Annotated in this window: 15 protein-coding genes; 8 read left to right on the forward strand and 7 right to left on the reverse strand. The window is 60.8% G+C overall.

What is annotated here, in order from left to right; translation table 11 throughout:
- Positions 1-153: 153 nt before the first annotated feature.
- Together JF616_18265 and JF616_18270 are read left to right on the forward strand one after the other, a co-directional pair.
- Positions 154-456, forward strand: a complete 303-nt coding sequence (locus JF616_18265) for a DUF1330 domain-containing protein (protein MBW8889706.1) — start codon at positions 154-156, stop codon at positions 454-456.
- Between the two features lie 16 nt (positions 457-472).
- On the forward strand, positions 473-1342 hold the full coding sequence (locus JF616_18270) for a class I SAM-dependent methyltransferase (GenBank protein MBW8889707.1): 870 nt from the start codon (positions 473-475) through the stop codon (positions 1340-1342).
- Between the two features lie 47 nt (positions 1343-1389).
- Here JF616_18270 and JF616_18275 read toward each other — a convergent pair whose 3' ends face one another.
- The gene (locus tag JF616_18275; protein MBW8889708.1) at positions 1390-1863 is read right to left on the reverse strand and encodes a MarR family transcriptional regulator; all 474 of its coding nucleotides are present in this window, start codon (positions 1861-1863) and stop codon (positions 1390-1392) included.
- A gap of 105 nt (positions 1864-1968) precedes the next feature.
- Here JF616_18275 and JF616_18280 point away from each other — a divergent pair, with 105 nt between their 5' ends.
- On the forward strand, positions 1969-2838 hold the full coding sequence (locus JF616_18280) for an SDR family oxidoreductase (GenBank protein MBW8889709.1): 870 nt from the start codon (positions 1969-1971) through the stop codon (positions 2836-2838).
- Positions 2839-2922: 84 nt separating this feature from the next.
- Entirely contained in the window at positions 2923-3552 is a 630-nt protein-coding gene (locus tag JF616_18285) for a hypothetical protein (protein ID MBW8889710.1), read from the forward strand.
- A gap of 82 nt (positions 3553-3634) precedes the next feature.
- Here JF616_18285 and JF616_18290 read toward each other — a convergent pair whose 3' ends face one another.
- Together JF616_18290 and JF616_18295 are read right to left on the reverse strand one after the other, a co-directional pair.
- Positions 3635-3967: an RNA-binding protein gene (locus JF616_18290; protein MBW8889711.1), complete on the reverse strand. Its 333-nt coding sequence runs from the start codon at positions 3965-3967 to the stop codon at positions 3635-3637.
- 121 nt (positions 3968-4088) lie between these two features.
- On the reverse strand, positions 4089-5630 hold the full coding sequence (locus JF616_18295; protein MBW8889712.1) for a DUF4832 domain-containing protein: 1542 nt from the start codon (positions 5628-5630) through the stop codon (positions 4089-4091).
- A gap of 229 nt (positions 5631-5859) precedes the next feature.
- Between JF616_18295 and JF616_18300 the strand changes: the two genes are divergently transcribed.
- Together JF616_18300 and JF616_18305 are read left to right on the forward strand one after the other, a co-directional pair.
- Positions 5860-6909 carry a prolyl oligopeptidase family serine peptidase gene (locus JF616_18300; protein MBW8889713.1) on the forward strand — a complete coding sequence of 350 codons (1050 nt, stop codon included), beginning with the start codon at positions 5860-5862 and terminating at the stop codon, positions 6907-6909.
- 113 nt (positions 6910-7022) lie between these two features.
- A complete protein-coding gene (locus JF616_18305) occupies positions 7023-9614 on the forward strand; it encodes a fibronectin type III domain-containing protein (GenBank protein MBW8889714.1) in 2592 nt (863 codons plus the stop codon).
- Positions 9615-9634: 20 nt separating this feature from the next.
- On the opposite strand, the gene JF616_18310 is transcribed toward JF616_18305, so the two are convergent.
- Both JF616_18310 and JF616_18315 read right to left on the reverse strand, forming a co-directional pair.
- Positions 9635-9988, reverse strand: coding sequence for a winged helix-turn-helix transcriptional regulator (locus JF616_18310; GenBank protein ID MBW8889715.1), 354 nt, complete (start codon positions 9986-9988; stop codon positions 9635-9637).
- The gene (locus tag JF616_18315; protein ID MBW8889716.1) at positions 9975-10487 is read right to left on the reverse strand and encodes an SRPBCC family protein; all 513 of its coding nucleotides are present in this window, start codon (positions 10485-10487) and stop codon (positions 9975-9977) included. Before JF616_18315 ends, JF616_18310 begins: the two co-directional genes overlap by 14 nt.
- Before the next feature lie 135 nt (positions 10488-10622).
- On the opposite strand from JF616_18315, the gene JF616_18320 reads away from it, so the two are divergent.
- Together JF616_18320 and JF616_18325 are read left to right on the forward strand one after the other, a co-directional pair.
- Entirely contained in the window at positions 10623-11552 is a 930-nt protein-coding gene (locus JF616_18320; protein ID MBW8889717.1) for a VOC family protein, read from the forward strand.
- A gap of 113 nt (positions 11553-11665) precedes the next feature.
- Positions 11666-12832 (forward strand): esterase family protein, encoded by a 1167-nt coding sequence (locus tag JF616_18325; GenBank protein ID MBW8889718.1) that lies wholly within the window; start codon positions 11666-11668, stop codon positions 12830-12832.
- On the opposite strand, the gene JF616_18330 is transcribed toward JF616_18325, so the two are convergent.
- Together JF616_18330 and JF616_18335 are read right to left on the reverse strand one after the other, a co-directional pair.
- Complete coding sequence (locus tag JF616_18330) at positions 12833-14104, reverse strand: MHS family MFS transporter (protein ID MBW8889719.1); 1272 nt, start codon at positions 14102-14104, stop codon at positions 12833-12835.
- 91 nt (positions 14105-14195) lie between these two features.
- On the reverse strand, positions 14196-15363 hold a 1168-nt coding region (locus JF616_18335; protein ID MBW8889720.1), incomplete at its 5' end, for a hypothetical protein.

Below are 15363 nucleotides of genomic sequence, written 5' to 3' on the forward strand. Positions count from 1 at the left end.
CGGCGATCGAATCGGTTATTCCGCCGAAGAAATCCTTGGAGTTCGCCATTTCGATCAAAAAGGAAATCCGGTAAGAATACGCTTTCCATCCCGACCGGGATAAATGGCCCGGGTCACCCGATGCGCTCATTATGAAATGATGGAGAAAAGACCGTGCTATACGTGACCGTTAAACTTTTCGGACGAACCGGTAAGCGATGCGAGTTCAGGGACTATGAGGCCAAAGCCCTGGATATTTTCCGCAAACATGGCGGGGAAATAATGGTAGCTTACTCGCCGGCATTCGATAAAAACCAGGTTGATAGGCCCGATGAAATCCAGGTCTTGAAAATACCCGACCGATCCGCGTTCGAAGAATTCCTGAACGATCCGGAGCGAATCAAAATGGCCGGGGAACGCGACGGGGTAATCAGGAAAACGGAAATTTATATTTCCGAGGAGATCATCAGCTATTAAGGCAGGAAGTATTCCAATGCCGGACATCAATCCCGATAAGAAAATCCCGGCCCCCGACAATACCGCCGTCCGTGTGGCCCTATGGCGGGCCCTGCACGTGGAAGCCGATTCGGCGCCGCACGTTTTCGAGGATACGGTCGGTTTGCGGATCGCCGCTCCCGAGGAGGGCTGGCGGAACCGGCCGGACATGAGCCCCTTCACGAAACCCTTTCGCGCATCCATCTTGGCCCGGGCCCGCTTCATCGAAGACCTCGTTTCGGAACAGGCCGCCCGCGGCGTCGGGCAGTACGTCATTCTCGGGGCGGGCCTGGATACCTTCGCCCAACGTCGCCCGGAGCTAGCTTCCCGTCTGTTCGTGTTCGAAATCGATCAGCCAGGCCCCCAGGCTTGGAAGCGCCAGAGGCTTACCGATCTCGGCCTTGGCCTCCCCGCTTTCCTACGCCTTGTTCCCGTCGATTTCGAAGCCGGCGATTCGTGGCGGGATCGCCTGGCGGCGGCGGGCTTCGACGGCAAGCGGCCGGCCATCGTGGCTTCCACCGGCGTCAGCATGTACCTGACCAAGGAGTCGGTGACGGCTACGTTACGCCAGATCGCATTCTTCGCTCCCGGGTCCACCCTCGCCATGTCTTTCTTGCTGCCCATCGAGCTGATCGATCCCGAGATCCGTACGGGGATGGAGCGGGCGGTAGAGGGCGCGCGCGCCAGCGGAACGCCTTTCCTGAGTTTCTTCACGGCGGCGGAAATGGTCGCCTTGGCCCGGGAGGCCGGCTTTAAAGAAGCCCGGCACGTATCCTCCGCCTCCCTGGCGGAGCGTTACTTCGCAGGTCGGACGGACGGCTTGCGTCCGCCCAACCATGCCGAAGAACTCCTGGTCGCGACGACTTAAGGATATCCCGAGTCGCGCATCCTTAACGTCTTTTTGGCTCCTTCTCTTTAGTCCGTATCCAGCCGTGCCTGGGCGGCCAAGCCAAGCTTCTTCAGCAAGCCCACCAAGGCCGTCCGCTCCTTCACGTTCAGTCCATCGGCGGCGGTTTCCATCCTGTCGGCGTGGGCCCCGAAGGCTGCGCGGATGAGGCTATTCCCTTTGGCGGTGAGTTGGACGATCCGCGAACGGCTGTCCTCGCGATTGACCTCGCGGGACACCAGGCCCCGCGCCTGCAAGCGATCCACCGCGGTGGTAATGGAACCGCTGGTGAGATCCACTTTGCGCCCGATGTCGTTGACCTTCATCGGGCCTTTGTGCAGTAACATTTCCAGCACCACGAAGTCGGACAAGCCGAGATCGAGCGAGGCGATGCTGTCAGCGGCGTGGCGCTGCATGGAACGGTAGGCCTTCATCAGCACCAGCCAGACATGGGTCCCCGTCGGATCGTTCGTCGGCTTGTCCTGGGACGGTTTCGCCTTCATTTCGTTGCTACCCCTGATCAAAATATACCTTGCACATATCTTGATGTCAAGATATATTGTCTTGACGCCAAGATATAAAAGGCGCCATCCATGGAGGAATCGATTATGGCCAAGACCATCCTGATAACCGGGGCTACGGGTAACATCTCATCGGGCATCCTGAACAATCTGATGAACTCCGGGCACAAGCTGCGGGGCCTGGTCCGCAATCCGGAAAAGGCGGACGCGCTCAAGAAGCAGGGCGTCGACGTCCGCATCGGGGATCTGGAAAAGCCCTGGACCTTGGGGCCCGCCTTCGAAGGCGCGGATACGGTATGGCTGCTGACGCCTGGCGGCGCGCGGGCTCCGGAGCAAACTTCCAACGGACTTTGGGCGGCCAAACAAGCGGGCGCGGAGCATGTCGTGCGAATGTCCGCCGTAGGCGCGGCCTTCAATGCGCCGACCATCAATAGCCGCCTGCATGCCCTGTCAGACGCGGAAGTGGCCGCCTCGGGAATCCCGTATACCATCTTGAAGCCGCATTTCTTCGCGCAGAACCTGTTGATGATGGCGGCCGGGAGCATCGCGAAGGAAGGCGCCATGTATCTGGCTTTGGGGGAGGGAAGGCTCGGCATCATCGATTCCCGGGACATCAGTGATTTCGCCGCGCATGTCCTGACCCATACCGGGCATGAGGGTAAAACCTACACCCTGACCGGACCCGCGTCGTTGAACATGCATCAGGTCGCCGAAGCCATGGGCAAGGGGCTCGGGAAGCCGGTGAAATACATCCCCATCCCGTGGGAGGCCGCGCAGCAGGCGATGACACAGATGGGAATGGATATGTGGACGATCAATTTCCTGGGCGATTACATGAAAGCGTATAGCGCTAACTGGGGAGACATCGCCAATGGGGAGTTCCAAGCCGTAACCGGAAAGGCGCCACGCAGCATGGAGCAATTCGCCCGGGACTTCGCCGGCGCTTTCGGCAAGTAATAAGAACGGGCTTTCCTTTTCGATTGACACCTGCCCATAAGTGCAGTATGTTTTGGCGAACATCGTCCTTCGAAAGGGAAAGCCATGATCGCTCGTATGACTGCCAACGCCACCCCGGTTCTCCTCCTCTCCTCCAGGCTCGGTTTGGTTTCGGTGCCGGACCTGGACTTGGGTTCGCTTTCCCGGGAGGAGGAGATCGATCGCAATACCGTTCGCGAATGCCTGCAATCATTGGGTGAAAACATGGGCCTTACCCTGCTGGCCCGCGGCGAGGCCTTCCCCGGATCGCCGGCTCTCCCTGAATCCGGAGAAGCTGAATCGGAGGCGGAGTTTCCCGACGCCGCGGTGCGGAAATCCTTAGAAGGCTTGGATGCGGTTTGGCTTGAGGACGACGAGCCGGTCGCTTGTTTCGTAGTCGAGAGCGGCTTCGCGGGTTGGGAGGGGATTCGCCGCTTGGCCGATCTAGTGGCCTTGCATCCGAAGCTGAAGGCGCCCCTTTACGCCGTAACCTTGGCGTCCCTCAAGCCGGCCCTCTTGGCGGAAGTGCAACGTCCCGCCTTGTGCCTGCCTAAGAAACCGCTTTCCGAAAGGCTGCGCCTGCTCGATTGGGATCGGTTACGCACGGAGGCAGAGCAACTCGGAGAGCGCGTCCGATATCTGAAACCTGAATTCGTGGAAGGGATTTCCGAGCCCGTAGTCGCTCCGAAGGTTTAAATCCTTCGAGAGGGGATGGCTGGAAAAAGAGAAGAAGGGGAAGGAAGGTCCCTGCCGCCAGAGGCGGCAGGGACAATAGGATTTAGAACCGGCCGCGTCCGCCGCCGCCGCCACCGCCCTGGCGTCCGCCGCCATAGCCACCGCCGCCGCCGCCTCCGCCACCGCGGGGACGTTCTTCGGCTTCGTTGACCTTCACGGCGCGTCCGTCGATCATCTGACCGTTCAGTTGCGCAATGGCCGCGCTAGCGGCTTGGTCCGTGGCCATCGTTACGAAAGCGAAGCCGCGGGGTTGTCCCGTTTCGCGATCGGTCGGAATGGCGATTTCCTTTACTTCTCCGGCAGAGGAGAAGGCCTCGTGGAGGCTTTCTTGTGATGTATTGTAGGACAGGTTGCCTACGTAGAGACGATTACCCATAATGATACGACGCTTTCTGTGCTCCGTGCCGAATGGCTTTCATAAGGACCGAGAATGCAGTCCCTGATTGGAGCCCCTAAAGGATAGGTTGTTTTACGGGTTTCACCAACAAAAAGAGTTTTTACCCCCTATTTCGGGAAATTTGGGCGTGGATCACCCTCCCGCGGAGATCAAACCCCTTCCTAAGAGGGGCTTTTCCCGGTCCCGACCGGGTCCGGGACCTGTTTACCACCGCAACGGTCCCCCCGGCGTTCGCGGATATGAAGGCCTCGCCGGTAAAGGACGGGCCGCCTGCGGATGCGGAAACCACCACCGAATGGTTCAGGCCGTTCAATCCCGTTGAGTCTTCCCAAAGCCCGGCATTCGCGAGGCGGATCGAGTACTCCGGTCGATTACGCAATCGCGGCGCGGGGTCCGGCAGGTTGAGGAAGATCCGGTACCTTCCCGGAGGCATGCCGGTAGGTATCGCGCCGGTTACCCCCAGCGGCACGGTATCGCCCGCGCCCCATCGCCTGGGATCGTTCTTCAGCGGCAAGGCGTAGCGCGCTTTCGTCTTTTCCTCGCGTAGGACCAACTCCAGTCCGCGCGGATTGAAGGCTTTCCCCCAGCCTCCGTTGGCCAGGCGTAGGGAGACTTGCAAGCCGCCGCCGGGACGGACGCTGTCCTGGATGTCCGAACTCAACAGCACGAAGCGATACCCGAGGTGCGTCTGGATTTCCGGATAGCACCCCGCTTGCTTCCAACCGCTCAGTACGTCGGGATGGTATCCCATGTTGAGCATATCCCAGCGCATCCTGCGCAAATCCTGCAGCATGGCGGCGCATTGCGCGAAGGGCCCGGGGTTGCAGGTTTCCCCCTCTTGCGGGACGAATCGGTTATCCAGGCTCAGGAAGTTTTTCTCGGCTTCGAGGGCGTTGTCGGTGTAGGTGCCGAAGTCGTCTTGCGATGCGCCCAGGCAATCGTTATGGGCGCCCACGCGGGAACGCGGACTGCCGTCGAAAGCGTCGTCCGGGCCCAAGGGCAGATCGCTTCCCAGGGCGCCGCGCTTGTAGAAGTTGCAACGCACGGCCACCATGCGTTCGGCCGGCAGGGCGGAAAGCAGCTTGAGCAGCACGGCCTTGCGGCTCGCGTCGTTCTCGAGACCATTGGTGGAGCTGTGCCATTCCCCCCATGCGCCGATGAAACCCGCTTCCACCAAGGCGAGGATGTCGGCATGGGCGGCCAAGACGGGAGCCAACTGATCGATATGCGACAGGATGCGATCGAGCGAAGCATCCGGTTGCCCCTGATCCGAGTTATAGGCGAAGCGGACGATGACCTTGAGGCCGGCATCGCGGACCCATCCCAGTTGCTTATCCAATTGGATCAGGAAGGAGGCGGGCAGGGGGACGTTCCGATAGGCATCCAGTTGGAAGTTGCTCCGGATGACGCTGGCTTTTTGGACGCGGCGGATATCCCGGAGGCCATCTTGGGTGATGCCGTCATCGGGGAAAAAGAAACCGCGTTCGGGATTGATGAAGTCTTCCGTCGTCTGATCGTAAACCAAGTGCGTTGCCGAGGCCGCCTTCGCCTGGCCGAATCCGGAAGCGGCCGGAGCGGCGATGATGATGGCCGTAGTCGTGGCGGCCAGGGCGTGGAAACGCCCGGAAGAGCGAAAGGGCATTTAGGATTTCCGGTAACGGGTACGGCATCATTGTAGGGCGGGGGCTTCGGCGATTAAAGGATCGCGTCGGGGGCGATTCACCAAAAAACTGAAAGAGTTGAGGCCGGCTCAAAGACTGGAAATCGGTCTATCCGGCCACCCACGTTCAAAACGGAGGATGAGCGTCAAATAGGGCTCTTTGGGGGCGGGGAATGGGCGTTATATTAGCCAGCACGAAGAGGGAGACATTATGAATCGCTTAGGATATTTGGCGGCGTCCATCGTGGCGGCTTTGTCGGCAACCGGGTTCGCCCAGACGACGACAACCTTGAGTCTCCAGGTTTCGGGGGCCACCCACAGCACGGTCATCCACGTGCCCGCGGGAATCGATAAACCGCCGGTCGTGTTCTTCATCCATGGCGCTACCGGAAGCGGCTCGGGTTTCGCCAACGATACCAAGGGGAATACCACCGCGGATCGGGAAAAGTTCATCGCGGTCTATCCCAGCGCGGACAGCAAGGGCGGATCGGGAACTTGGGCGGACATGCAGGGCACCACCAATTTCCCCTTCTTCTTCGCCATCCTGGATACCCTGGACGCCCGGTATAAGATCGATCGGAACCGGATCTATATGACCGGATTTTCCCAGGGGGGGTTCATCAGCTATGCCGCCGCTTGCTTCTACTCGGACAAGTTCGCCGCGGTGGCTCCCGTCTCCGGCCATTCCGGCACCTCATGCAGCATTAAGCGTCCCGTCCCGGTGTTCTCCACCTTCGGTTCCGCGGAAGGGGCCGCGAGTTTCAAGCCCGATCTGGATACCTGGCTGAAGCTGGATAAATGCCCCACCACCGCGACCACCATCAAACCGTACCCGGCTTCCAGCGCTAACTCCAAAGCCGTGCGGGAGACATTCGCTCCTTGCGACCAGAACACGACGGTGATCCTGGATACCATCATCGGCGAGGGCCATCAATGGCCCGCCGCTTCGAGCCTCAACCAGTCCGACGAGGTATGGGCCTTCTTCAAGCAGTACTCCCTGGGCGGAACGGCGTTCGCCCATCCGCAACGGGTAGCCCAGTCCCGCGAACCGTTCACGGTCTCCTACGCGGCGGGCATCGTCAGCGTAGGCGGGGTGGGGGGAAATTCCCGCGTGCAGGTGACCGATACCAAGGGCAAGTTGGTCGCGACCCCGGTCCTGACGCAAAACCAATTTTCCTTTAAGAACAAGCCGAGCGGGGTGTATTTGGTCAAAGCCCGTGGCAGCGCCGGGTTGTTTGTTTCGAAATTCATCGTCCCCTGATTTGCCCCTCACCGTATGCCCGACTCGTCTCGGTGATCCCGATCACCGGGCCGGAGCGCGGTAGGACATAGCTTTCCGGGTCATGTTGCTATTCTTTGCACCCGGAGGTCCACATGCAGTCCCATCGTTTGGCTTGGGTGGTAGCCTTGACGGCCTTGGCCCTGGGGTCGGCTTGGGCCGATCCCGTCGCTCCTGACAGCGCACCTCAGGCGATCCATCCCCAGTCCGGTCAGGTGAACGTTGCCCTGGATGCGTCGGGCGGCGTTACCGTAGAATGGGATTCGGTCCCGAGGGCCTTGGCCTATGAGTTGCAGGTCGGCAGCCCGACCTTTGGTTTTATCATTCCCCTATTTACTGTCCAAGGGCCCTTCACAACTTTTACCGTGCCCCATCTCCAGAGAGGCATCGGCTACATATGGCAGGTGCGAGGCAAGAACGCAGGCGGCGACGGCCCTTGGTCCCAGACCCTTACCTTTAGCACCGAGCCTTTGAAGCCTCCGGAATTGGTTTCGCCTGCGCTCACGAACATCGCGCCCAAGCCCTCGGTCCGGTTCGCATGGACGGAACCGAATCCGCCGGCATTTCCTGCGAGCGCGCCTTTCCCTACGGCCGGAGGATATACCTACCAATTGCAGGTATGCACCGACCCCGCGTTCCCGCTTTCCGCGTTTCCCCCGATGCCCGGTTTCCCGCCCCTGCCCCCCTATGTCATCGACATGACCATTGCCGCCCCTTTCCTAACGGAGAACATCGATACCGCCATGACCGGATTCTCTTACGGCAAAACCTATTACTGGCGAGTTAAGACGGCGATCGGTAATACCGCGGGTAGCGAGTGGTCCATGGCGAGGGCCTTCACGACTTCGCCGCCTCCGCCGTCCACCATCACCTTTTTGAATCCCGCGCCCGGGGCCGTCGACGTCCCCGCTTCGCCCACCTTGAAATGGACCGATACGAATCGGCCGATCATTCCCGGTACCTCCGGGACAGGGGGAACCTTGGCTCCCTATTGGCTGCGCTTGGCGACCGACTCCACCTTCCCGGACTCCCCGGTTCCGATCCCCGCAATGAATCTTCCCCCCACTGCACCCTATCTGATTAATGAATCGCTCTATGACACCACGAGGGTCGTGACCCCGGCTCTCCTTCCGGGCACGAAATACTATTGGCGGGTTATGGTTCCGGTAATTTACGGCGGGGATGAATCCTTTGCTTCCGGCTCGTTCACTGTCATGCCCCTTCCGCCGGAGATGCCGGTTACGATCGCTCCGGCGGCTGGCGCCAGCGATGTACCGCTGACGGGACCTCTGCAATGGGGCGCGGCCGAGAGGGCGAAGCTATATCGTTGCCAGATTGGAACGAACGCGGCTTTCAGCGATCCGGCGACCTTCACCGAGAATACGACCGCGGGACTTTCCCTTGAGCTGAACTTGCTCCCTTCCCAAGTCTATTACTGGCGCGTGCGTGCGGAGAACGGCGGGGGCAACAGCGGTTACAGCCAGGTCGGCCGATTTCTGACCTTGACTCCTCCGCCGGTTCCGGGCGCGCCCATCGCCGTGGCTCCGTCGGGCGCGATCAATATTCCGCTAACCCCGATCTTGATCTGGCGTTCGACGGATTTGGCCCTTACCTATTCGGCGCAGCTGGATACCAATCCGGGATTGGCGGCTCCCTTGCTTTCGCGGACGGGCCTCGCCGACACGACCCTTGCGATCGGGCCCTTGGATAGGGCTAAGACCTACTATTGGCGCGTCGCCGCGGCCAATGCCCAAGGCGCTGGAGCCTGGTCCACGGTTTCGTCCTTCGCCACCTTGCCAAAGCCGCCTGCAAGCCCGATCCTATTGGCCCCGGACAGCAACGCGGTGAACCTGCCTGATACCCTCGCCTTGATCTGCCGTTCGGTACCGGGCGCGGAGGGCTACGCTTTCAAGCTCGCCAAGATCGTAAACAAGGCGAACGGACCCGAATTGGTGATCGTGGATAGCGCGGCCGGGCCGGATACGGCCCATGTATTCGGGCCGCTGGAGAAAGGCACGACCTACCTCTGGAGCGCTTTGGCCAGGAACGCCGGCGGAGTCTCCATCTCCAACTCGACCCGCGCCTTCGGAACGCTTCCGGAGCTTCCCTCCGGGGTAACCTTGGTGTTTCCCTCCCGCGGGGACACCGTGACCGGGGACAGCTTGATAGCCCGCTGGCATTCCGCGGGGCCGACGGCGGGCCGCTACCGGGTCCAAGTCGCCTACGATAGCGCTTTCGTTTCGCCCATCGGCGACAGCCTGATCCTGGATACCTTGAAGCCCATCACCTTCGCCGCGGGCAATGGCCGGTATTGGTGGCGGGTGCAGGCCTGGAACGCCGCCGGATGGGGACCCTATGGCGAAGCCTACTGGTTCCAGGTGGACAATCCCACGACAGGGCTGGCCGGAAGCTTACGGATTACGCCCGGCTTCGGAGGGGGCGGCGCGATCCTGCGCTATGCCTTAGCCGATGCGTCCCGGGTGACGATTTCGCTTTTCGACGTGCAAGGCCGCGATCGCGGCCGGCCATTGGATGGAATCCAAGCGGCCGGTCCCCATACGCTTTCGCTGGAAGGTAGCTCTGCCACCCATGGTTGGTACCTGTTGCGCTTCGAGGCGAAAGCGACGCGTAACCCATCGGCGCCGGGAACATTCAGAAAAGAATTGCCGGTTTTCTTGGGGCATTGAGCAAAGTGGGGCGATGTCCCTTACCGCTTGACCCGCTTGGCAACGGGGTTCGCCGGTTCTTCCACCAATAATCGTAGCCGTTCAATCGCCTTATCCCAACCCGCGGAGACCGCATCGAGATAGGCGCGCGCATCCTCGATCCGTCGCGGCTCGAGGGCGAAGAGGACTTCGCGACCGAGTTTTTCGTGCTTGACCAGACCGGCGGATTCGAGGACGCGAAGATGCTTCACGACGGCTTGGCGCGTAACTGGCGCGCGCTCGGCGAGGGAGGTGGCCGAGAGCGGTCCCGCGCCCAACCGGCGTAAGAGCTCCAGCCGGGTCCCATCCCCGAGCGCGGAAAAAACGCCCGCGGCCCCCGGCTCAACCTTCGACATGCTTCCGCAAATTCTCCGCCTGGGCGGCCCAGCCGCCCTGGTTCATAAGGAATGCGCGTTCGCGGCGATGCGCGGGTATCCTGTCGAAGCCCGATTCCACGATGGTCAAAAGCGTACCCCCCGCCATCGGCTCGAGGCGGAACTCGACGAGGGTTTTTTCTTCCCGTTCGGGGTCGGCTTCGGCGTCGATGCCGAAGGGCGTCCAGAGGAAGCTGAAGTATTTCTCCGGCTCGATCTTCTGGATGATTCCGAATACAGCATGCGGCCCGGGGAGTTTGATCTTCGCGGGTTTTACGCCCGATTTCCTTTGCGCCTCCATGATCATCTCTTCGTTGAAATCGCCGCGCCATGTGCCCTTGATCGTCCGTCCGGGCGCGAACCCGCCTTCCAGTTCCACCCCGAACCATTTTCCGAATTCGCCCGGGTCGGAAATCGCCTTCCATACCCTGGCTATAGGAGCTCGCAATTCCACCCGCTTTTCTATCCGATCCATTTCCATCATGTGCAACCTCCTGGTTGCACTCAATATAATCTTGTTTCGATCCCGGGAAAAGCGGGCCGGGCGCCGTTCGGTCCGGAAAATTAGTTTTAGGCATTCAAATCGGATCCGGGCGCGACGCCCGGGAGGAGGAACATGGCTTCGAATGCAGGGAAAATCATCCCGCACCTTTGGTATGACAAGGAGGCCAAGCAAGCCGCGGCCTTCTATGCCTCGGTATTCCCCCAGTCCAAGGTTTTGCACGTAACCGACTTGGAGGGGACGCCCTCCGGCGACGTGGACGTGGTTTCCTTCGAAGTTTGGGGGCAACGGTTCGCGGCCATCAGCGCGGGGCCGCTCTTCAAATTCAACCCTTCCATTTCCTTCATGGTGAATTTCGATCCGCTCCTTTTCGGGCAGGGCGCTTCCGCGGCGCAAGAAGCGCGGAAATCCTTGGATTCGATTTGGGGCAAGCTCGGAGAAGGGGGAAAGGTGCTGATGCCTTTGGATAAATATCCCTTCAGCGAGCGTTACGGGTGGATCCAGGATCGCTTCGGCCTATCGTGGCAATTGATCCTGACCAATCCCCAAGGCGATCCCCGTCCGCCCGTCATTCCCTGCCTGATGTTCGCCGACGCGAACAACGGGAAGGCGGAGGCGGCGATAGAATCGTATCTGTCGATCTTCCGGAACGCGAAGCCGGGCGTGCTTCACCGCTACGGCCCCGGCATGCCGAATCGGGAAGGGGCCGTCATGTTCGCGGATTTCATGCTGGAGAATAGCTGGTTCGCGGCGATGGACGGCGGTTTGCAGCATGGTTTCGGTTTCAACGAAGCGGTGTCCTTGATGGTGTCTTGCGATACCCAGGCGGAGATCGATCATTATTGGGGCAAGCTTTCGGCGGTGCCGGAAGCCGAACAATGCGGATGGCTGAAAGATCGCTTCGGCGTTTCATGGCAGATCGTTCCTTCGGCCATGGACGACATGATGCGGAACGGGAGCCGGGAACAAATTGGCCGGGTGACCCAGGCCTTCCTCAAGATGAAGAAGTTCGATCTCGCGGCGCTTAAACGGGCCTACGCCTGAGATTTCGGCCCACGCGGCCTCGAATGGGAAAACTTATAGGCAAATCGCCGGGGACGAAATAGTTTGGGGACGGCCGATGTAGGCACGGGAACGAACGGAATATGATGATTTCGATGATGAATAAAGCGCGACTTTCATTGACGGTATTATTGCTAGGCTTCGCCGCGGTTTTCGCCGATCAGTCGCAGCCTTGGAACAACCCGAGCGGCGGATCGCTACCCACCGGCTGCCAGCATCTGACCTACTATAGCCCGGCCAACAAGACCACCATCGGGTACGTCATCTACCTCCCTCCGGATTACAATAGTAACGCCACGGCGCGCTACCCCGTCGTTTATTCCCTCCACGGCATGGGCGGGAACGAATGGGGCAATGTGCCCTACGCGCCGGTATTGCAATCGAAGATCCTTTCCAAGGAAATCAATCCCATGATCATGGTTTTCGTTTCCGGTAGGGGGAATACCTTCTACGCGGATTCGAAGGACGGCGCCGTCAAATGCGAGACCAGCATCGTCAACGAATTGATCCCGCATATCGACTCCCTGTTCCGGACCCTGCCGGACCGTGGCCATCGCGCCGTCAACGGCATTTCCATGGGAGGCTTCGGCGCCTTGATGTTGGCGATGAAACATTTCGAATTGTTCGGGCACGTCTGTTCCGACATCGCCGCGCTCGTAAATTGGGATACCTTGAGCGCCCAGCAATTCGATCAATCCATCCCGAAGGGTATTTTCGGCTCCGATTCCAACTACTTCAATAGCAACTACTATCCGCCCACCTTCGTGAAGAAGAACGCAGATACCCTGAAGGCGCTCGGCATGACCGTGCATATGGCGGACAACCCGCAGGACACGCCCATGGGCCCGCTTTACAGCTACAACCTGTCGATGCGGAACCTTCTGAAGAGCAAAGGCATTCCCGTGGAATTCGATTCCGCGGCGGGAGTCGGGCACTCCGCGGATTTTTCCGGCGCTTCGGGCATCGCCATCTTGAAGTTCCACTCCGCCGCATTCGCCGCGGCCCCCGTTACCTCGGTCTTCGCGAACCCGTCGCTACGGTTCGGAAGCGCGCCCGCCTTCGGGAGAATGAACGGGATTCGGACACTTGCGATCCCGGCGCAATGGCATGGGGCATCCGAGGAGGTGGTGGTTTATTCGCTGTATGGACGGGACTTGGGACGACAGAACATCCAAGGCGCGGATGCGCTCGATGGCGCCGAATTGGGAAAGCGGTTCGGCTCCAACGTCCTCATCATCAAGCCCGTCGGAAAATCAGAATGACTATAAATCCTGGCCCTTCGTCTCCCTAGCGAAAAACAGGGCCAACAAGGTGATGGCCGCCGCCGCCGCCAGGTAATATCCCACGAAGGGAAGGCCGAAACGGGTGGCCAGCCAGGTCGCCGCGTAGGGCGCCAAGGACGCCCCGAATATCCCCGCCAAGTTAAAGGTCAGCGAGGCTCCCGTGTATCGTACGCGGGTGGGGAAGAGCTCCGAGAGCATCGCGCCCAAGGGGCCGTAGCACAGGCCCATCAGGGCCAATCCCAGGCACAACGACAACAGGACCAAGGGCGTCCGGCCCGATCCGAATAAGGCCCCGAAGCCCAGGCCGAACAGGATGATGGCCCCCATGACGGCCATTTGCGTGCTCCGACGCCCGAAGCGATCGGCCAACCAGGCGGCGATGGGGATGGTCAGCCCGAAGAAAACCACCCCGAACATCTGCATCAGCAGAAAAGAGCCGCGCGGATAGCCCAAGGACTTGGTGCCCCAAGCCAAGGTGAACACGGTCATCAGGTAGAAGTCCACGAATACGGTCAAGGCCAGCATGGTTCCCAGGACGATGAGCGGCCCGTGCGAGCGGAAGACCTCCAGCAGGGGAACGCCCGCGCGCTCTTGCTTTTCCAGGGCCTTACGAAACACGGGCGTTTCCTCCAGGCGCAGGCGCACGTAGAGGCCGACCCAGACCAGCAACGCGCTGGCCAGGAAAGGGATGCGCCAGCCGAAAGAGAAGAATTGCGCGTCGGTGAGAAAGCGGCTCAAGAGCAGGAAAGATCCGTTCGACAGGATGAATCCGATGGGCGCGCCCAGCTGCGGGAACATCCCGTACCATGCGCGTTTCCCCGGCGGGGCGTTCTCGGTGGCCAAAAGCACGGCGCCGCCCCATTCGCCTCCCAGGCCCAGGCCTTGCCCCAGCCGGCACAGCGACAGCAACAGGGGGGCCCATACCCCGATGCGATCGTAACCGGGCAATAGGCCGATGGCGATGGTCGAAAGGCCCATGGTCAAGAGGGCCGCCACCAAGGTGGCCTTACGGCCTACGCGATCCCCGAAATGGCCGAACACGGCGGAACCGACGGGGCGGGCGAAGAAGGCCAAGGCGAAGGTGGCCAGCGATTGCAAGGTCGCGGAAGCGGGATCGGATTTGGGGAAGAAGAGGTGGGGGAAGACTAGCACGGCGGCGGTGGCATAGATGTAGAAGTCGAAGAATTCGATGGCCGTGCCGATGAGGCTGGCGAAAAGGATATGCGCAGTGGAGTTGGAACGGGAGGGCATGGCTAAAGGATAGGAAAGCCACGCTGCGGGGCGCGGCGACCTGCCGCTACGTAAGCTGGCCGGAACCAGCCACGTAAACCGACCGGAAACCTTACGGCGTAGCCGGAACGAATCCGGTTACCTGCCTACCGGGGACCGTATAGTGTTTCCCCTTCCGGTCCTGGGCAAAGATGCCGCTGCGCCAGGGCCGCAAGGCGGGCTCCGCGGTTCGGACACCCGGCCCGCCCAAGGCCCGAGGCCGCACGGCCGCGTCTTCCGGCGCGGTCTTCAAGGCATAGAGCCCGCCCCAATTCGCGGAGTAGACGATGCCGTTGACCGTGTCGCAGAACATTTCGAAGGGCTCTTGGGCGGAGAAGGTTTGCGCTCCCTTGCGGTAGGAAGACCAATTCATCCCGTCCGTTTCGGGGGAGACGAAGAACGGGCGCGCATCTCCGACGCCGGCGGTGTACAGGGTTTTACCGTCCCCGGTGATGCCCATGTACCAACTGTAATCCAGCCCGGTCGTAACTTGGGCCCAGGTTTTCCCGCCGTCGGTACTGCGCGTGGGATACTGGTATCCTCCGGAGTACAGGACGCCGGATTTGGAACAATAAATCTGGTTGCCGCCATGGGTCATCTGCTTGTCGTATGCCAGGCTCCAGCTCGAGCCGCCATCGCTGGTGCGGAAGAAGCCGCCTTGCTGGGCGGTGAAGAGCCAGGTCTTGGCGTCGCCGATCCCGAAGGCGGGGTAATCGAGGAAGAAGACGGCCATGCCGTAACCTCCGGCCGAGCCCGCCGGGGGATTATGCGCCGCCCAAGTGTCCCCGCCATCCTCGGTTTCCAATACGCCGGCATTGTTGCCCGTCTTCCAGGGGGAATGGTAGCTGACGAGTACGTGCTTGAAATTCCCGGGTTCCACCGATAAGGAATAAAGATCCTGGGTCCCCACGGGATCGGCGCTGGCCGCCACGAATCCGGCCGGCTTGCTCCACGTCTCGCCTCCGTCATGGGAGGTCCAGAATCCCTGGGTGTTCCCGCGTACCCCATCGACGGCGTACAGATGTTTGGAGTCGGCGGGATCGATCGCGATGTGCAAGGGTTCATCCAGATCGCCGACGCGTTTCCAAGTCGAGCCGCCGTCGGTGGATTTATACAGGCCGACAGGCTTGGCGATATCGAAGGCGCAAACGCAGAGGTAGAGCACCGAAGGGTCGTTGGGATCGATGGCCATCCCTTGGCAGAAGATATTGTCGGAAAGCTTGACTTGGGCGGCGGCGGGG

Source organism: Fibrobacterota bacterium, from assembly GCA_019509785.1.
Classification (GTDB): Bacteria; Fibrobacterota; Fibrobacteria; order UBA11236; family UBA11236; genus Chersky-265.

Bases quoted from the DNA above. Each gene is read 5' to 3' on its own strand.
- JF616_18310 (MBW8889715.1), bottom strand. From the start codon at position 9,988: ATGTCGAAGGTTGAGCCGGGGGCCGCGGGCGTTTTTTCCGCGCTCGGG.
- JF616_18290 (MBW8889711.1), bottom strand. From the start codon at position 3,967: ATGGGTAATCGTCTCTACGTAGGCAACCTGTCCTACAATACATCACAA.
- JF616_18315 (MBW8889716.1), bottom strand. From the start codon at position 10,487: ATGGAAATGGATCGGATAGAAAAGCGGGTGGAATTGCGAGCTCCTATA.
- JF616_18330 (MBW8889719.1), bottom strand. From the start codon at position 14,104: ATGCCCTCCCGTTCCAACTCCACTGCGCATATCCTTTTCGCCAGCCTC.
- JF616_18280 (MBW8889709.1), top strand. From the start codon at position 1,969: ATGGCCAAGACCATCCTGATAACCGGGGCTACGGGTAACATCTCATCG.
- JF616_18325 (MBW8889718.1), top strand. From the start codon at position 11,666: ATGATGAATAAAGCGCGACTTTCATTGACGGTATTATTGCTAGGCTTC.
- JF616_18305 (MBW8889714.1), top strand. From the start codon at position 7,023: ATGCAGTCCCATCGTTTGGCTTGGGTGGTAGCCTTGACGGCCTTGGCC.
- JF616_18300 (MBW8889713.1), top strand. From the start codon at position 5,860: ATGAATCGCTTAGGATATTTGGCGGCGTCCATCGTGGCGGCTTTGTCG.
- JF616_18285 (MBW8889710.1), top strand. From the start codon at position 2,923: ATGATCGCTCGTATGACTGCCAACGCCACCCCGGTTCTCCTCCTCTCC.
- JF616_18295 (MBW8889712.1), bottom strand. From the start codon at position 5,630: ATGCCCTTTCGCTCTTCCGGGCGTTTCCACGCCCTGGCCGCCACGACT.
- JF616_18320 (MBW8889717.1), top strand. From the start codon at position 10,623: ATGGCTTCGAATGCAGGGAAAATCATCCCGCACCTTTGGTATGACAAG.
- JF616_18275 (MBW8889708.1), bottom strand. From the start codon at position 1,863: ATGAAGGCGAAACCGTCCCAGGACAAGCCGACGAACGATCCGACGGGG.
- JF616_18270 (MBW8889707.1), top strand. From the start codon at position 473: ATGCCGGACATCAATCCCGATAAGAAAATCCCGGCCCCCGACAATACC.